This window comes from Pantoea vagans (assembly GCF_001506165.1).
GTDB classification, from domain to species: domain Bacteria; phylum Pseudomonadota; class Gammaproteobacteria; order Enterobacterales; family Enterobacteriaceae; genus Pantoea; species Pantoea vagans_C.
On record NZ_CP011427.1, the window covers coordinates 2,058,408 to 2,072,845 of the forward strand.

The 14,438-nt window shown below is 51.9% G+C and carries 16 protein-coding genes; 3 read left to right on the forward strand and 13 right to left on the reverse strand.

What is annotated here, in order from left to right; all coding sequences use genetic code 11:
* Nucleotides 1-3: 3 nt before the first annotated feature.
* The 5 genes from LK04_RS09495 to LK04_RS09515 all read right to left on the reverse strand — a co-directional run bounded on the left by LK04_RS09495 (nucleotide 4) and on the right by LK04_RS09515 (nucleotide 3,832).
* Nucleotides 4-273 carry a hypothetical protein gene (locus LK04_RS09495; protein ID WP_039329124.1) on the reverse strand — a complete coding sequence of 90 codons (270 nt, stop codon included), beginning with the start codon at nucleotides 271-273 and terminating at the stop codon, nucleotides 4-6.
* Between the two features lie 63 nt (nucleotides 274-336).
* Nucleotides 337-1,179 (reverse strand): class II fructose-bisphosphate aldolase, encoded by an 843-nt coding sequence (locus tag LK04_RS09500; protein WP_039329126.1) that lies wholly within the window; start codon nucleotides 1,177-1,179, stop codon nucleotides 337-339.
* Nucleotides 1,166-2,533 (reverse strand): PTS sugar transporter subunit IIC, encoded by a 1,368-nt coding sequence (locus LK04_RS09505; protein ID WP_039329128.1) that lies wholly within the window; start codon nucleotides 2,531-2,533, stop codon nucleotides 1,166-1,168. The genes LK04_RS09500 and LK04_RS09505 overlap by 14 nt, the downstream gene beginning before the upstream one ends.
* Entirely contained in the window at nucleotides 2,526-2,840 is a 315-nt protein-coding gene (locus LK04_RS09510) for a PTS sugar transporter subunit IIB (RefSeq protein WP_039329129.1), read from the reverse strand. Before LK04_RS09510 ends, LK04_RS09505 begins: the two co-directional genes overlap by 8 nt.
* An 11-nt stretch (nucleotides 2,841-2,851) precedes the next feature.
* Entirely contained in the window at nucleotides 2,852-3,832 is a 981-nt protein-coding gene (locus tag LK04_RS09515; protein ID WP_039329131.1) for a 6-phosphofructokinase, read from the reverse strand.
* Between the two features lie 435 nt (nucleotides 3,833-4,267).
* On the opposite strand from LK04_RS09515, the gene dld reads away from it, so the two are divergent.
* Entirely contained in the window at nucleotides 4,268-5,962 is a 1,695-nt protein-coding gene (gene dld, locus LK04_RS09520; protein WP_039329133.1) for a D-lactate dehydrogenase, read from the forward strand.
* A 282-nt stretch (nucleotides 5,963-6,244) separates the two neighbouring features.
* On the opposite strand, the gene LK04_RS09525 is transcribed toward dld, so the two are convergent.
* The gene (locus LK04_RS09525) at nucleotides 6,245-6,829 is read right to left on the reverse strand and encodes a YceI family protein (RefSeq protein ID WP_039335716.1); all 585 of its coding nucleotides are present in this window, start codon (nucleotides 6,827-6,829) and stop codon (nucleotides 6,245-6,247) included.
* Between the two features lie 220 nt (nucleotides 6,830-7,049).
* Here LK04_RS09525 and LK04_RS09530 point away from each other — a divergent pair, with 220 nt between their 5' ends.
* Together LK04_RS09530 and LK04_RS09535 are read left to right on the forward strand one after the other, a co-directional pair.
* Nucleotides 7,050-7,400, forward strand: a complete 351-nt coding sequence (locus LK04_RS09530) for a type II toxin-antitoxin system RelE/ParE family toxin (protein ID WP_039335714.1) — start codon at nucleotides 7,050-7,052, stop codon at nucleotides 7,398-7,400.
* Between the two features lies 1 nt (nucleotide 7,401).
* A complete protein-coding gene (locus LK04_RS09535; RefSeq protein ID WP_039335712.1) occupies nucleotides 7,402-7,701 on the forward strand; it encodes a helix-turn-helix domain-containing protein in 300 nt (99 codons plus the stop codon).
* Here LK04_RS09535 and pqqF read toward each other — a convergent pair.
* From pqqF to LK04_RS09565, 7 genes are all read right to left on the reverse strand, one after another.
* Nucleotides 7,692-10,010 carry a pyrroloquinoline quinone biosynthesis protein PqqF gene (pqqF, locus tag LK04_RS09540; protein WP_039335709.1) on the reverse strand — a complete coding sequence of 773 codons (2,319 nt, stop codon included), beginning with the start codon at nucleotides 10,008-10,010 and terminating at the stop codon, nucleotides 7,692-7,694. The two genes, LK04_RS09535 and pqqF, sit on opposite strands and share 10 nt — an antisense overlap.
* Nucleotides 10,010-11,149, reverse strand: coding sequence for a pyrroloquinoline quinone biosynthesis protein PqqE (gene pqqE / locus LK04_RS09545; protein WP_039335707.1), 1,140 nt, complete (start codon nucleotides 11,147-11,149; stop codon nucleotides 10,010-10,012). The genes pqqF and pqqE overlap by 1 nt, the downstream gene beginning before the upstream one ends.
* Nucleotides 11,136-11,414 (reverse strand): pyrroloquinoline quinone biosynthesis peptide chaperone PqqD, encoded by a 279-nt coding sequence (gene pqqD, locus LK04_RS09550; protein ID WP_039335705.1) that lies wholly within the window; start codon nucleotides 11,412-11,414, stop codon nucleotides 11,136-11,138. Before pqqD ends, pqqE begins: the two co-directional genes overlap by 14 nt.
* A gap of 4 nt (nucleotides 11,415-11,418) precedes the next feature.
* Nucleotides 11,419-12,174, reverse strand: a complete 756-nt coding sequence (gene pqqC / locus LK04_RS09555) for a pyrroloquinoline-quinone synthase PqqC (protein WP_039335724.1) — start codon at nucleotides 12,172-12,174, stop codon at nucleotides 11,419-11,421.
* Complete coding sequence (gene pqqB, locus LK04_RS09560; RefSeq protein ID WP_039335703.1) at nucleotides 12,168-13,094, reverse strand: pyrroloquinoline quinone biosynthesis protein PqqB; 927 nt, start codon at nucleotides 13,092-13,094, stop codon at nucleotides 12,168-12,170. The genes pqqC and pqqB overlap by 7 nt, the downstream gene beginning before the upstream one ends.
* A 55-nt stretch (nucleotides 13,095-13,149) precedes the next feature.
* On the reverse strand, nucleotides 13,150-13,221 hold the full coding sequence (pqqA, locus tag LK04_RS20100; RefSeq protein ID WP_010617686.1) for a pyrroloquinoline quinone precursor peptide PqqA: 72 nt from the start codon (nucleotides 13,219-13,221) through the stop codon (nucleotides 13,150-13,152).
* A 150-nt stretch (nucleotides 13,222-13,371) separates the two neighbouring features.
* A complete protein-coding gene (locus LK04_RS09565) occupies nucleotides 13,372-14,391 on the reverse strand; it encodes a dipeptidase (RefSeq protein WP_231568903.1) in 1,020 nt (339 codons plus the stop codon).
* Nucleotides 14,392-14,438 lie beyond the last annotated feature (47 nt).

A 14,438-nucleotide genomic window follows, 5' to 3' on the forward strand; every position in this document is an offset into this window, starting at 1 on the left:
TCCTTAAATCGATTTGCGGATGGTATTGCGCAGCTCATCAATTTTGATGAACAGCGGATCAATTTCCTGACGAAAACGGCGGCTTTTTGCAAAGATGCTTAATGCGCGATTGTATTCCAGCATTAATTGTTTTTGCGTGTCGACCGCCTGCGGATTAATAGCGAGCTGTTGTTCCAGCTCGCTTATTTTACCGCTAATTGTTTCTGCCTGAAGATCTATTTCTTGTGAATCCTGGTTCTTATTATCAGAACCTTTTTTCAAGAATCCAAACATAGCGTCTCCTGCCCCGAATGGCGCCAGGGCACCTCAGGTTATTACGTCATGAGAGAGTCGTGATTAGCGGAACAGTGAAATTTTCTCTACCAGCACATTGGTGACGGCATCGTTAGCGGGTACAAGGAAATTACGCACGCTGTCATTCACTTTGCCTTTTTCAAACGTCTGCTTGCAGTTTGCCACCCATTGCACATTCATTTCTGTGCCCACGTTCACTTTCTCGATTCCACTGCGCACAGCCAGACGCATGTCTTCATCACTGACACCGGTACCGCCATGCAGCACCAGAGGGGTTTTGGTGGCATCGGTAATGTCAGCCAGACGTTGATGCTGGATGTGCGCTTTGCCGGTATACAAACCGTGTACGGTCCCGATTGAGATGGCCAGCATATCCACACCGGTTTCATCAACAAAGCGTTTGGCATCATCCACGGTGGTAAATGACGCCGCATTCATCTCCACTTCTTTTCCGTCTTCAGATCCGCCAATCGCCCCCAGTTCCGCTTCAACCGAGACATGCACGGGGCGCGCCATATCAATAACGCGACGGGTGTTGGCAATATTTTCTTCAATCGGTAAATGCGAGCCGTCATACATAACTGAGCTGAAACCGGCATCAATCGCCGTTTGGATCGCATTTAAATCTGAACAGTGATCAAGATGCAAACAGGCCGGTACATTACGACTTTCTGATAATGAGCGAATCGCATCGACTATTAATTTATGCCCTAAATATTTCGCCGTACCGGTGGAAATCTGAATCATCAATGGACTATTGGTTTTTTCTGCCGCAGTAAAGAAAGCCGGTAACATTTCCAGACAGTGTAAATTAAAGGAGCCGAGCGCTTTAAATTCACGTTGTTTAGCCACCTGTAACAGATCGGTAAAGTTATAAAGTTTCATGGAGTTTTTCCTCATGGGATTTAGTGGATTTTCCGTTAACAAACCAGGCGATAAGCGTAATAAAGAGAATAAACAAGGCGACGAACATCCAGTTGCCCTGGAACGCGTGGCCCAAGACCAAGCCAGTACTGATGACGTCGGAATCACTGAAGGTCACGCCGGTAAATCCGTAGCTTTCGAGCATCGGCACCAGAATGGCAGGCAAGAAGGTGATGAACAGGCCATGGACAAAGCCCCCGATCATCGCACCGCGACGTCCGCCCAGCGCGTTACCAAACACCCCTGCGGTGCCACCAGCAAAGAAGTTGGTCAGCAGTCCTGGCAGGATCATCGCCAGGCCAAACATCGGAAACACCAACATGCCGACTACAGAACCCAGCGTCGTGGCCAGGAAGCCAACGATCACCGCATTAGGGGCATAAGGGAACATCACTGGGCAGTCGAGTGCGGGTTTTGCGTCTGGCACCAGTCGCATCGCGATACCACGGAATGCAGGTACCAACTCATTCAGCAGCAAGCGCACGCCGCTATACAGCACGAACACACCAGCGACAAACTGAATCGATTGCATGAATGCATACATCAGATAGTTCATGCCGTTGCTGTACTGACCGATAAATTCCGGGCCCGCCGCGAGCGCAGGGATCAGGTACATCGGCACCATCACCACCGCCATCGACAGATAAGTGTCCTGCAGGAATTTGAAGTTGTCTGGCAGCTTGAGATCTTCGGTCGAGCGTGACCCCTTACCCACGACTTTGGCGACAGCCGCCGTCAGCAAATAACCAATGGTGCAGAAGTGGCCGAGCGCAACGTCATCCGAATCCGTAATGCGACGCACCACGGGTTGTGCCAGAGCCGGCATAACCACCGCCATGACGCCACCAAAGATGCCGCCGGTAAGGATCAGAGGTAAACCTGTCAGCCCCGCTTTATAGCCAATCACCGCACCGATAGTCGCCATCCACAACAGCGCCTGTCCGGTCAGGAAGATGTATTTGAACGGTGTCAGACGCGCGATGATGATGTTGACGATAAAGATCACCAACAGCGTCAGCGCCACTTCTGAACCCAGCTCGCGGCTCGCTAACCCGGCAATGGCAGCCACATCGGTGATGTAGCCCTTCATGCCAAAACCATGTGTGAATATGGTATTCAGGAAGGTCAGAGTACCGACAATAATATTGATACCCGCCATCATAATTAAGAAGCCCAGCAGGGTTTTAAAGGTGCCTTCCATCACCTTTCCTGCGGATTTTTTCTGCAGTAGCAGACCAATCAGGGCAATAAAGGCGATCAAAATAGATGCCTGCCCTAATAAGTCTTTTACCAGGAAGTTGATCGCACTATTCATGGTTAGCAACCTTTAAGTTACGTTCTTTCATAAATGCCACGATTTTCTCTTCAATTTCCGCTTTGTCGGTCAGCCTGTTCAGGATAATCACCCGCTTAATTTGTTCTGGGGTGGCATCCGCGTTCAGGACATCCGCAAAGGCTTTCTGCGTTAAAATCATGTCGGACTTGAAAGCATTGGCTTCCGAAATCGTGGTGTGATCGATATCAGCTTCAATTTCGAGTTTCTTTAATACGGATTTGGCGCTCATTTCAATTGCGAAACTTGAACCCAGACCACATCCACACACACATAGTATTTTCAGCATGGCTTATTTCCTCACAGAATATGCAGTTGTTTAGCAAGTTTATAATGGTGCCCTTCGGTATCCACCAGGCGTTTTTTCATGCTTATGAGATCTATCGGTATCGGTCTATTACTGCCATTAATAATGACCGCCTTATTGCGCATCCCCGATTGAATACAACGCGCGACTTCACTGGCCATAATGGTGCCCTGATAAATTTCTTCACAGGTGGGATCACCACTACGTAAGCCATAACCGATAATCGTTTTACGAATTCGCACCCCTATTAACGGTTCAATTTGTTTAATCAGTGTATCGATCGCCCCCTGAAAACCGGGTGAATATTCACGGGTGTAACCTTCAGAGCAGAGGATCACCACGCTATTCTGCGTCGACAGGCGTTGAGTGATACGCTCTGCCAGCTCTTGCGGCGGAATCTGGCATTCCGGGATTAGCGCGAAATCAGCGTTAGACTTAATCGCTGATTGCAGTGTTAACTCTCCGCAGTAGCCGCCCAGTAATTCAACCATAAATACACGCCCTGTTAAGGCACGTCCGGTATTTCTCAGCTTTGACACTTCTTTTAGGACTTGCTCACAGGCCGTAGAAAAACCGATGGTGTAATCACTGCCGAACACGTCGTTATCAATCGTCATGCCCACGCCGAAACAATTCACGCCGAATTCGCTTAACGTGTGCAAAAATTGTAATGACCCATCACCACCGGCCATAATTAATACATCAATGCGCAGCGATTTAAGATGTTTGGCAATCAATTCGTATTCTGGCCTGATTAATTTTCGCGTGGTTCTTCCTGATTGCATCACGGGAATAGATGTGATGGCATAATCCACCAGATCGCGCTGAGATATTTCCTGATGCCGATTTTCCAGCAAGCCGGGAATACCACCATTAAATAACACCATGTCTGCTTGTGTCATGCGTGATATTTGAAATACAAAGTTATTTATCCCGGTTACATCGCCACCGCTGATCACCATGCCAATTCTCATTGTCATCACTCCCTAAGCTGCGCGTCTGACATTCATTCTTCCGGTGAACGACTTTTCTATTTGCAACGAAGATCACACTTTCACCATGAATTTAATCCCCATCATGATTGACAGCATGGTTAAACACTCTTTTTTTGTGATTTAAATCACATGGCTATTTTTACCACAGGAGTGAAATTAACTTTATAATCATCGAGTTATATTAATTTCACGCAGTAAAATAGTAAGCGTTTTTAATCGGAGTGCAGCCTTAATTTCTTTCGATCTAAATTGTGATTGCCCGCGCATTTTTATCGGTACGCAGGCTTTTTCCCGCGGAGGATAAAGGGATAATGATTCCGTGCGTTATTTCCTTAATAGTGCCGCTGAATGATTGACGCCATGCTGATCAGGTTGTCCAATAACGCGGCAGATAAATGACGAAGAAGAGAAAACATGACCACCCCGCAGGAGATGTTGCGTCAGTTGGCTGACGCAGTGGGCGACAAGCAGGTATTGACCCACGCCGATGATAAAGCCTGGTACACCAAAGGATTTCGTGTTGGTCGCGGTGATGCCTTGGCCGTAGTGCTACCGCAAACCTTGCAGCAGTTGTGGCAAACACTGCAGATTTGTGTGGCTCAGAACGCCATTATTTTGATGCAGGCCTCCAATACCGGCGTCACCGGGGGGGCGACCCCTGATGGCAACGATTACGATCGCGACGTGGTGATTGTAAGTACGCGCCAGCTCAAAGGTGTGCAGGTGATCGATCAGGCTCGCCAGGTGATCGCATTTCCTGGTACCGGCCTGACCGAACTGGAACAAACGCTGCAACCGCTAGGACGTGAACCGCACTCGGTTATCGGTTCAAGCTGCATTGGTGCTTCAGTTGTTGGTGGTATTTGTAATAACTCCGGCGGCTCCTTGATTCGTCGCGGCCCGGCGTTTACCGAAAAGTCGCTGTTTGCCCGTATCCATGACGATGGCCGCCTGGAGATGGTCAATCATCTGGGAATCGATTTGGGTGCCACACCGGAAGTGATGCTGAAAAATTTGACCGAGCAGCAGTATCAAACAGGCGAACAGCCAGACTGGCAGGGCAAAATCTGGGCCGATGACTATGCCGATCGTTTGCGCGACCTCAGCGCTGACTCCCCTGCGCGCTTTAATGGCGACCTGCGCTATCTGCATGAGAGTTCAGGCAGCGCAGGAAAAGTGGTGGTGTTTGCCGTGCGCTTACCTACTTTTGAAGCCAGTACCGGCAGTGACACCTTTTACATTGGCACCAACGATGAGCGTGAACTGGTCGCACTGCGCCGTTTCCTGCTTACCGAGATGAGCGAATTACCGTTGCAGGCTGAATACATTCATCGCAACGCCTTCGATTTAACCGTGCGATACGCAAAACATATGTATCTGGCGATTCGTAAACTCGGCCCGCAGGCGATCCCCAAAATGATGGCCAACAAAGCGAAATGGGATGTACGCGTTGGTCATGTGCCGTTTTTACCGCGCAATTTTGTTGATCGAGCATTGCAATGTTTTAACCAACTGACACCCAGTTTTGTTGCCCCCCGAATCATGAAGTACCGCGATGAATATGAGCACCATTTGATGATCAAAGTGGATGCACAGCAAACCACGGAGCTACAGGGGTTATTGCAGCAATTTTTTGCCGAGCAAAAGGGCGACTTTTTCCACTGCGATCCACGCGAAGCGGCCGATGCCTTCTTAGTGCGTTTTGGCGTGGGCGGTTGCACCATTTCGTACTGTGATGCGCTGGGTTATAACCCGAATGAGCGTCTGGTGGCCTTTGATGTAGCGCTCCGCCGCAATGATGACGCATGGCGCTTAACGCTGCCCGCGAATCTTGCGGCGCAGGTACAAGTGGACTCCTGCTGCGGTCATTTCTTCTGTTATGTGAACCATCAGGATTACGTGTTGAAGGAAGGCGTTGATGCGAAGGCATTCAAGGAAGCGGTGAAAGTCTATCTGGCGCAGCGCGGTGCTAAGTACCCTGCCGAGCATAACGTGGGGCATCTGTATCAAGCTTCCTGCGAACATGTCGCGCACTGGAAGCAGTTGGATCCCACCAACAGTTGTAATCCCGGCGTGGGTAAGACCAGTAAGAAGAAGAATTGGGCATAATCCTGCCCTATTGCAAGTGTGTGCTGGAACCAAATGAACAACACGCACTGAAGCTCAGGAGCAGGCTGGTGCCGCCCTGGGGCTGGCATTCCGCAGCGCTGAACAGAATGAGTATGCCAGGAGAGCCCGCAGGACGCGGGCGAAAGGTGGCGCTGGAACATGGATGTTCCATCGGCACCGGTCCGTAAGGCAGACGAGTGAAGTGAAGGTACCGCTTCAGCGGCGTGAGGACCGCCAGCCTCAGGGCGGCACCAGCCTGCGTCAGCTATCTAACTCACTTGTTTATTTCGCATACGCCTCGGTAGAGATCGTCAGCGTCACATCATCACTGACTGCTGGCACATACTTATCCAGCTTGAAATCCGAACGTTTAATCACGCCAGTGGCATCAAAACCAATCGCCTGTTTCTTGACCATCGGATGCATCCCTTGCTGGTTCAGCGTGGCGTGCAGTGTGATCGGCTTAGTAATGCCTTTCAGGGTCAGATTCCCTTCTACATCAAACTTGTTATCCCCTTTTGCCACCACTTTGGTGCTGTGGAATACCGCTGAAGGATATTTAGCAGTATCAAAATACTCAGCACCGAGAAACTCTTTGGTCAACGCCGGAACGTGGCTATCAATCTGGGTAATTGGCAGGGTCACATCAACACGTGCTTGCTCGGGATGTTCCTTATCAAACACCAGCGAACCTTTGCTGTTGAGGATATCTGCAGTGGGGTGCGAGAAGCCAAAGTGCGTCCAGGTGACAATCACCGAGGTATGGGCTGGGTCGAGGTCGTAATGCATCGCAGCAGCCTGCGAAACAGGCACATAAAGCGCAGCCGCCGCCAGCAATGGCAGCACAACACGGGTAACGTTTTTCACTCAAGGTTCCTTTTAGATCGGGATAATCTATTGAGTGTCGCGGATAACCCGGCTGACGAATAGTGAAGAGATTTGCGCGTCACCTTCAAATATATTCAAAAATATCAAAGGGTAATGGTTAATATGAGTGAAAGTTACGCAGGATTATCGCATACTCCATTGCAATCATAGCCTAAAGGCTATAAATTAAATCATAGCAAATAAGCTATAGGATGGCAATATGTGGGAAATATTAACAACGGAAGTTTTTGATGAGTGGTTTTTCGCACAAAGTGAAGATATGCGTGAAGATGTGTTAGCCATGATGGGTATTTTGGCAGAAATGGGACCTCAACTTGGTCGCCCCTATGTCGATACGCTGAAAGGGTGCAAGCTTACTCATCTAAAAGAATTACGTATCCAGCACCATGGAAATCCTGTTAGGGCGTTTTTCGCCTTTGATCCCGTTCGTCGCGCCATAGTGTTGTGTGCTGGAGATAAAACGGGTGTTAATCAAAAACAATTTTACCGTTCAATGATTCGCATGGCCGAAGCGGAATACCGCAGGCATTTAGTGCAAATGGAGGGATAACATGTCTAATTACAAAGCTTTATTAGAGAAGCAATCACCTGAAAGCCAACAGCGTATCGCTGTTAAAATTGAGAAATTACGCCAGGATATTGCCTTAAGTCAGATACGTGAAGAACTCAATTTTTCGCAAACCGAGTTGGCCCGCACAATGGGAATCTCACAGCCCACGTTAGCCAAAATGGAGAATCCCGATAATGATCCGCGGCTTTCGACATTAAAACGTTATGTTGCGGCACTCGGTGGCGAAGTACGCATTGATGTCACATTACCAAACGGTAAACACATCGCCTTTCAGCTTTGATTCACAATGATTCGCCAGCGGCGGCGTTCACGCATCATTCGCTTGTGGAGCTGCTGCAGGTGAGACAGCGTCAGAGACATCACCGCGTTGCGATTGAGATTGGCTAACCCCTGCTGTTGGCGTAACCCCTGCACGGCTGCATCGGTGTTGTCTTTGGCATCACATTGGTCGAGCAAGGTGGCCTGCCATGCCGCCAGCGTCTGCGGCGTAACCGAATCAACCTCTGCAACCATCTCACGCATAAAGCGTTTACAGTGCCCCAGCAGCGTCTGCCATGGGAGCTGTGGCGATTGCAGTGCCAGTAACAGCCCATCCATATCGGCGACGCGCTGATAGCGAGCGGACACCACATAACCAATCTGTTGATCGACACGCAGCCGCTGGAAGAATCTCGGCTCCAACAGCAATGACAGCGCACGTAATGCGGCTAAGTTGCTGTCATCTGACTGCGGTAACGGAATAAACAGCAGCAGCGCCTGGTCGCTTCCCTGGCAGTTAACCGGCGTGATGCCCCGTTGTAACCGAGGCGGATGGGCATACCTGGCCAAACCTGGAGAAAAGTCGCTGAGCAGATGGGCAACGCGCTGCTGCAGTGCCTGCTGTTTGCCGCTCCAGGCAGCCAGCCAGTCACTATCAGCAACAGGAGAGATTAACTGCACTGGCAATGTCGCCAGTAACTGACGAATCACGATAGTTTGCGGTGTTGCAACGCCCTTCGGCTGCACTTCAGCACTCAAGGCCTTCAGCGCATGATGTACAGTCTGTAAGGCTACAGCATCGCCTGTTGGAAGATTCAGCACCAGCTGCCAGACGCCCTGCTTCTGTTGCCAACTGCCGCTGCCACCGGCATGGCGCAGCTCCGCCAGAACCGGCCGCAGCAAGGCCTGGCGCGCCTGTGCATCCTCATCACTCAGCGTGTGATAAAACGCCGGGCGCAGCAGTAGGGTTTCTACATGTTGCCGGGGCGTAAAATGGGGTAACGCTATGGCTACGGGAGGCAAAGCGGGTGCAATGGCCGCTTGGGAAACAGGATAAAAATGGAAATTTGCAGCGGGGTGAAAAACCGAGCTTTGCGCTAATCCTGTCTTCTGCATCAACGTAAAACCCTGTGTATCCACACGTTGGGCATCGGGCAGGTGTTGCTGCGTCAACATGCGCGTGCAGGCAGCTTGCGGTAACGCCGCGACAAATGCCGTGAAACTTTCGGGCACCCTCTCTGCGGGCGCAAAGCCCAGCGCGCGTCCTCGTAACTGCTCCAACGGCGTCAGACAGGCAAAATCGTGCAACGCCAGTTGCGCATAATGCTGCCGATGTTCAGTGCCGCAGGCACCGATAGCCGCAACATGTTGCCAGAATAGCTGTTCAATACGCTGGGCTTGCTCGACGCTGATCTGTGCCGCCGTAAAACGCAACGCCAGCCAACCGTGCTGCGCATCTTGCCACAGCCACTGCCCGTGCAACGTATCGCACAAGCCGACTTCTCTCAGCGCCGCCAGCAAACTTCCGGGGGCTTCATCTTGCCAAAACACACTGAGTAAAGTGACATTGTCACGCAATGAATCTCCATCCCCGGGTAACATCAACGTAAGCCAGAAATTCTCATCACCCGTTAGCTGTAACTGAAGGTCATGCGTAGCAGGGAGTGGCAGCACACAATGCGGTTTAACCTGGCTTGCAGGAAGGGTCGTAAAAGCGTGCGCAAGCTCGGCCAGTTCGTCCAGAGATTGCGGCCCCTGCAACCACAATTCAATGCCCTTCGCACGGAAATAACTCTGGTGAAACTCACGTAGCGCAGCCTGCAATGAAGTGACATTGTCACCAAATGATTGCTGATTACCCACACGAAAGCGTTGAAAAATCCCGCCCAGAGTATCCACCAATGCCGCTTCACTCAGGGTCTCGACATGATGACGCAACAGCTGATATTCCGCCTCAATCACCGCCACTTCCTGCTGAATCGCCTGCTGGCTGAGCAACGGTGCAGCAAGCATATCGCTTAAGCGTTTAACTCCTTCAGGCAGAGCCGTCGCAGGAAGTTGAAAAAAGAAGGCGCTACTACTGAGTTGTGTGGTGGCATTGACCTGTCCACCTTGCTGCTGCACCCAAGGCATTAAACGCTCGCGGTCTTCAAAGCGCTCACTGCCGCAGAACAGCAGATGCTCCAGTAAATGCGCCAATCCCGGCCAGCGGTCGGGTTCATCAAGACTGCCGGCCTGCACGCGCACCAAGGCAGCGGCATCACGCGCGTCTGGCTGGTGGTACAGATGGCAGCGCAGGCCATTGGCCAGAACAAGATGGCGCGAGGTCATCAGGTGACTCGCTGCTTAAAGATCAGCTCAGAGTTGCTGCGATTTCGGAACTGTAGCTGGGCAATTTTGATATCACTACAGGTCGCTTCACGCCGAGCTTCAAGGATTTTGCCGTGATGCGGTGACTTGCTACATACCGGATCGGTATTGTCAGCATTGCCCGTCAACATATAGGCCTGACAGCGGCAGCCACCGAAATCCTTCTCTTTCTCATCACACGAACGGCACGGCTCCGGCATCCAGTCATAACCCCGATAGCGGTTAAAACCAAACGAGTTGTACCAGATATCCTCCAGTCTTTGATTGAGCACCGATGGGAACTCGACCGGCAACTGACGCGCGCTGTGGCACGGCAATGCGGTGCCTTCTGGCGTGACACTCAGGAAAATCGATCCCCAGCCGCCCATACAAGGTTTCGGACGCTCTTCATAATAGTCCGGCGTAACAAAGAGTAGATTGGCGAGGTTACCGCTTTCACTCATACGTTCACGGTATTGCGCCACTACGGCTTCAGCATTGGCGATTTGTTCGCGTGTCGGTAACAGCCCCTGACGGTTCAGGTGCGCCCAGCCATAAAACTGGCAGGTGGCCAACTCAACGTCGTCGGCTTCCAGTTCGATACAGAGATCGATGATTTTATCGATCTGGTCGATATTGTGGCGATGCAGCACGAAGTTAAGCACCATCGGATAACCGTGCGCTTTTACCGCTTTTGCCATCTCCAGCTTCTGCTGAAAGGCTTTTTTCGAACCGGCTAATGCCGCATTCAGCACCTCATCGCTGGCCTGGAAGCTGATCTGGATATGATCGAGGCCCGCATCGGCAAAAGCATCGAGCTTTTTGGGCGTCAGGCCAATGCCAGAGGTGATCAGGTTGGTGTAGAAGCCCAGATCCCGTGCGGCACGAATCAGCTCGGGCAGATCTTTACGCGTTAATGGCTCTCCACCTGAAAAGCCCATCTGCACACTGCCCATGGCACGCGCCTGGCGGAAAACATCGATCCACTGTTCCGTGGTCAGCTCTTTCTCCTGCTGCGAAAAATCGAGCGGGTTTGAGCAGTAAGGGCACTGCAGTGGACAGCGATAAGTCAGTTCAGCCAGCAGCCAAAGCGGCGGCGTGACAGTTTTATTCAGGTTCACGACACTGGATCCATTTCTGTTCAACGGCGGATTGCAGGAACTCTTTCACATCATCGTCCACGCCGCCTGCTTCCGGGAAGCGCGTATTGAGCGTATGAATGATGGCCGCAACGTCTTGCTTGCCCGTCACCAGCTCCAGAATCGCGGCAGCAGTTTCATTCAGCTTTGCCATCCCTTCCGGATAAAGCACCACATGGCTGTCTTGTGCAGGTTCCCACTGCATGCGATAGCCACGGCGGAAAGCAGGGATCAGATTATCTTTCATGATGTTATACCAGTCTTGTACTGTGCCATGACACCTGATCGGTGACGGTGTGATAAGGCGGGCGCTGTAACGAATACGCCATGGTCATGGCATCCAGCAGCGTCCAGAGAATGTCCAGTTTGAACTGCAGGATCTCCAGCATACGGTTCTGCTGCTCTGCCGTGGTAAACACCTCCAGCGCCAGCGCCAGGCCATGTTCCACATCACGATTTGCCTGGCTAAGACGGCTGCGGAAATAGAAGTAGCCCTCTTCCTTGATCCACGGATAGTGTTGCGGCCAGCTGTCGAGACGTGACTGGTGAATTTGCGGCGCAAAGAGTTCGGTTAACGAACTGCATGCCGCTTCTTGCCAGTTAGCACGACGCGCAAAATTGACGTAGGCATCCACCGCAAAGCGTACCCCTGGCAGCACCAGCTTTTCAGACAGCAGCACCTCACGATCCAGTCCGACGGCTTCACCTAATTGTAGCCAGGCTTCAATACCCCCTTCATGACCGTTGCTGCCGTCATGGTCCAGAATGCGCTGAACCCATTTACGACGCGTAGCTGGATCCGGGCAGTTCGCCATGATCGCTGCATCCTTCAGTGGGATGTTGGTCTGGTAGTAAAAGCGGTTGGCTACCCACCCCTGAATCTGTTCGCGTGTCGCTTCACCGTTGTGCATCGCGATGTGATACGGATGATGAATATGATAAAACGCGCCTTTGGCACGCAGTGCCTGTTCAAACGCTTGCGGCGATAAGGCTTCGGTAATCACGATGCGCTCTCCTGCAAATGAATCGCCATGCCGTCCCAACTCACTTCTATGCCCTGCTGTATCAGATACTGACACTGCGGCGACTGCTCGTTGAGAATCGGATTGGTGTTATTAATGTGAATCAAAATTTTGCGCTTGGCGGGCAACGCAGCCAGCAGCGCCATTAAGCCGTGCTCTTCTGCCAGAGCCAGATGGCCCATAGCTTTGCCGGTATTTTTACCGACGCCAGTCGCCAGCAGTTCATCGTCCTGCCAAACGGTGCCATCAATCAGCAGACAATCGGCTTTTTGCAACCAAGGCATGATCACGGCATCCGGCTCGCCCAGGCCCGGCGCGTACAGTAGCGTCTGTCCGTTGGCCGTGTTCTCAATAAACAATGCCACGTTATGGCCTGGCAGAGGGCGATCGCGGTAGGGAGAATACGGTGGTGCATTGCTGAGAATCGGAATAGCCGTGAACTGCAGATCGCCGCACACATCGACGCGGAAGGGTTCCAGCGGTGTTAACGCGTGATGCTGCAGCCCGCCATTCCAGTGCTGCAACATGGTGAAAATGGGGAAGCCACTGGTGAGGTCAGCATGGACCTCAGGCGTACACCACACCTGATGTGGGCAGCCTTCACGCAGGCTGAGTAACCCGGTGGTGTGATCAATCTGGCTATCAGTCAGGATAATACTGCCGATGGCGGTGCCGCGCAGCACACCTTTTTTAATCAGTTCTGGCGTGTGGGCAATCTGCTGGCTGATATCTGGCGAGGCGTTACACAGCACCCAATCTTCACCGTTGTCACTGACAATAATCGAAGATTGCGTCCGCGCCTGAGCCTGAAGGGTGCCGTTACGCAGGCCGCTGCAATTGGCGCAGTTACAGTTCCACTGCGGAAAGCCGCCACCTGCCGCTGAACCAAGCACTTTAATAAACATGTGAGATGACCAAAAAGAAAAATAAAATGCCCGCGCGAACGGCGGGCAGAAAGTCTTAGCGGTTGGAGATGTACAGAGTCACTTCCAGGCCCAGACGCAGGTCAACAAATTCAGGTTTCTTCCACATAATTTTCTTCCTCTAGACAAATAACGCAGAGCAGGCTCTGCTGGAAATGCTTGCGCCAGAAATACAATATTCAGGCCACAATGCACGACGCGGGCTGATGTTGCGCCAATGTAGCAGGCATATCAACCCTGATTAGGTAAGGGAATTGTGTTAATCCTGCCAAATCTGTTGCAGGACGCGCTGCCAATTACCCCAGGCAACCTGCTCGATCACTGCTTGATCATAGCCGAGCGATGCCAGCAGCGCATGCAGGCGCGGCAGCCCAGAAACATCTTTTAAGGCGTCCGGCACACTGATGCCATCGAAATCTGAACCAAATGCTACGTTTTCTGGTCCCATTATTTCAATTAAATGTTCCAGATGTTTACCAATTTCGATCAATGGCGTGTCGCTGGTGCGCAGACCATCGGCGCGTAAGAAAGCGTTACCAAAATTCACACCTACCACCCCGCCACTGTCACGGATCGCCCGTAGTTGATCATCAGTGAGATTGCGTGGTTGCGCACAGAGTGCGTGGGCGTTTGAGTGACTTGCCACCAGCGGCGCGTTCGAAAGGCGCGCAGTGTCCCAGAACGCTTTTTCATTCATATGCGATACGTCGATCATCATGCGATGACGATTGGCCGCTGCAATCAGCTGCTCACCGGCACGCGTCAGGCCCGGTCCAGTATCCGGAGTGTGTGGAAACGAGCCATTCACCCCTTCGCCAAAAAGATTCGGTAAGTTCCAGAAAGGACCAATGCTGCGTACGCCCGCCTGATAAAACTCGGCCAGCGCCTCGCCATCAGCGTCGAATCCGTCGGCACCTTCAATATGCGCCACCATCGCCAGCACGTCATCACGGCGACAGGCAGCGATGTCATTGGCCGTCAGGCACAGTCGCGCGCGCCCCGCCGATTCGGCCACCAGCGTTTTCAGGATATCCAGTTGCTGCCAGAGGATCTCCAGCGGTTGCCACTGCTCCTGCGCACGTTCAGGTGCCACTTCATTGATGTAGCGCTGCGGCGGGACAAACATCGCAAACAACCCGCCCGCAAAACCGCCCTGCTGCATACGTGGAAAATCAAGGTGCCCTTTCTCAATCCCCGAGAAGAAGGCGTCTGCAGGCGCATCGCGATGATGTAACCACAGATTAAGCAGCAGGTCGTTATGACCATCGAAGGTTTTGATTAACATAGATGATAAAGATGAAGGCAAGATGGGCGCTATGCTACGCG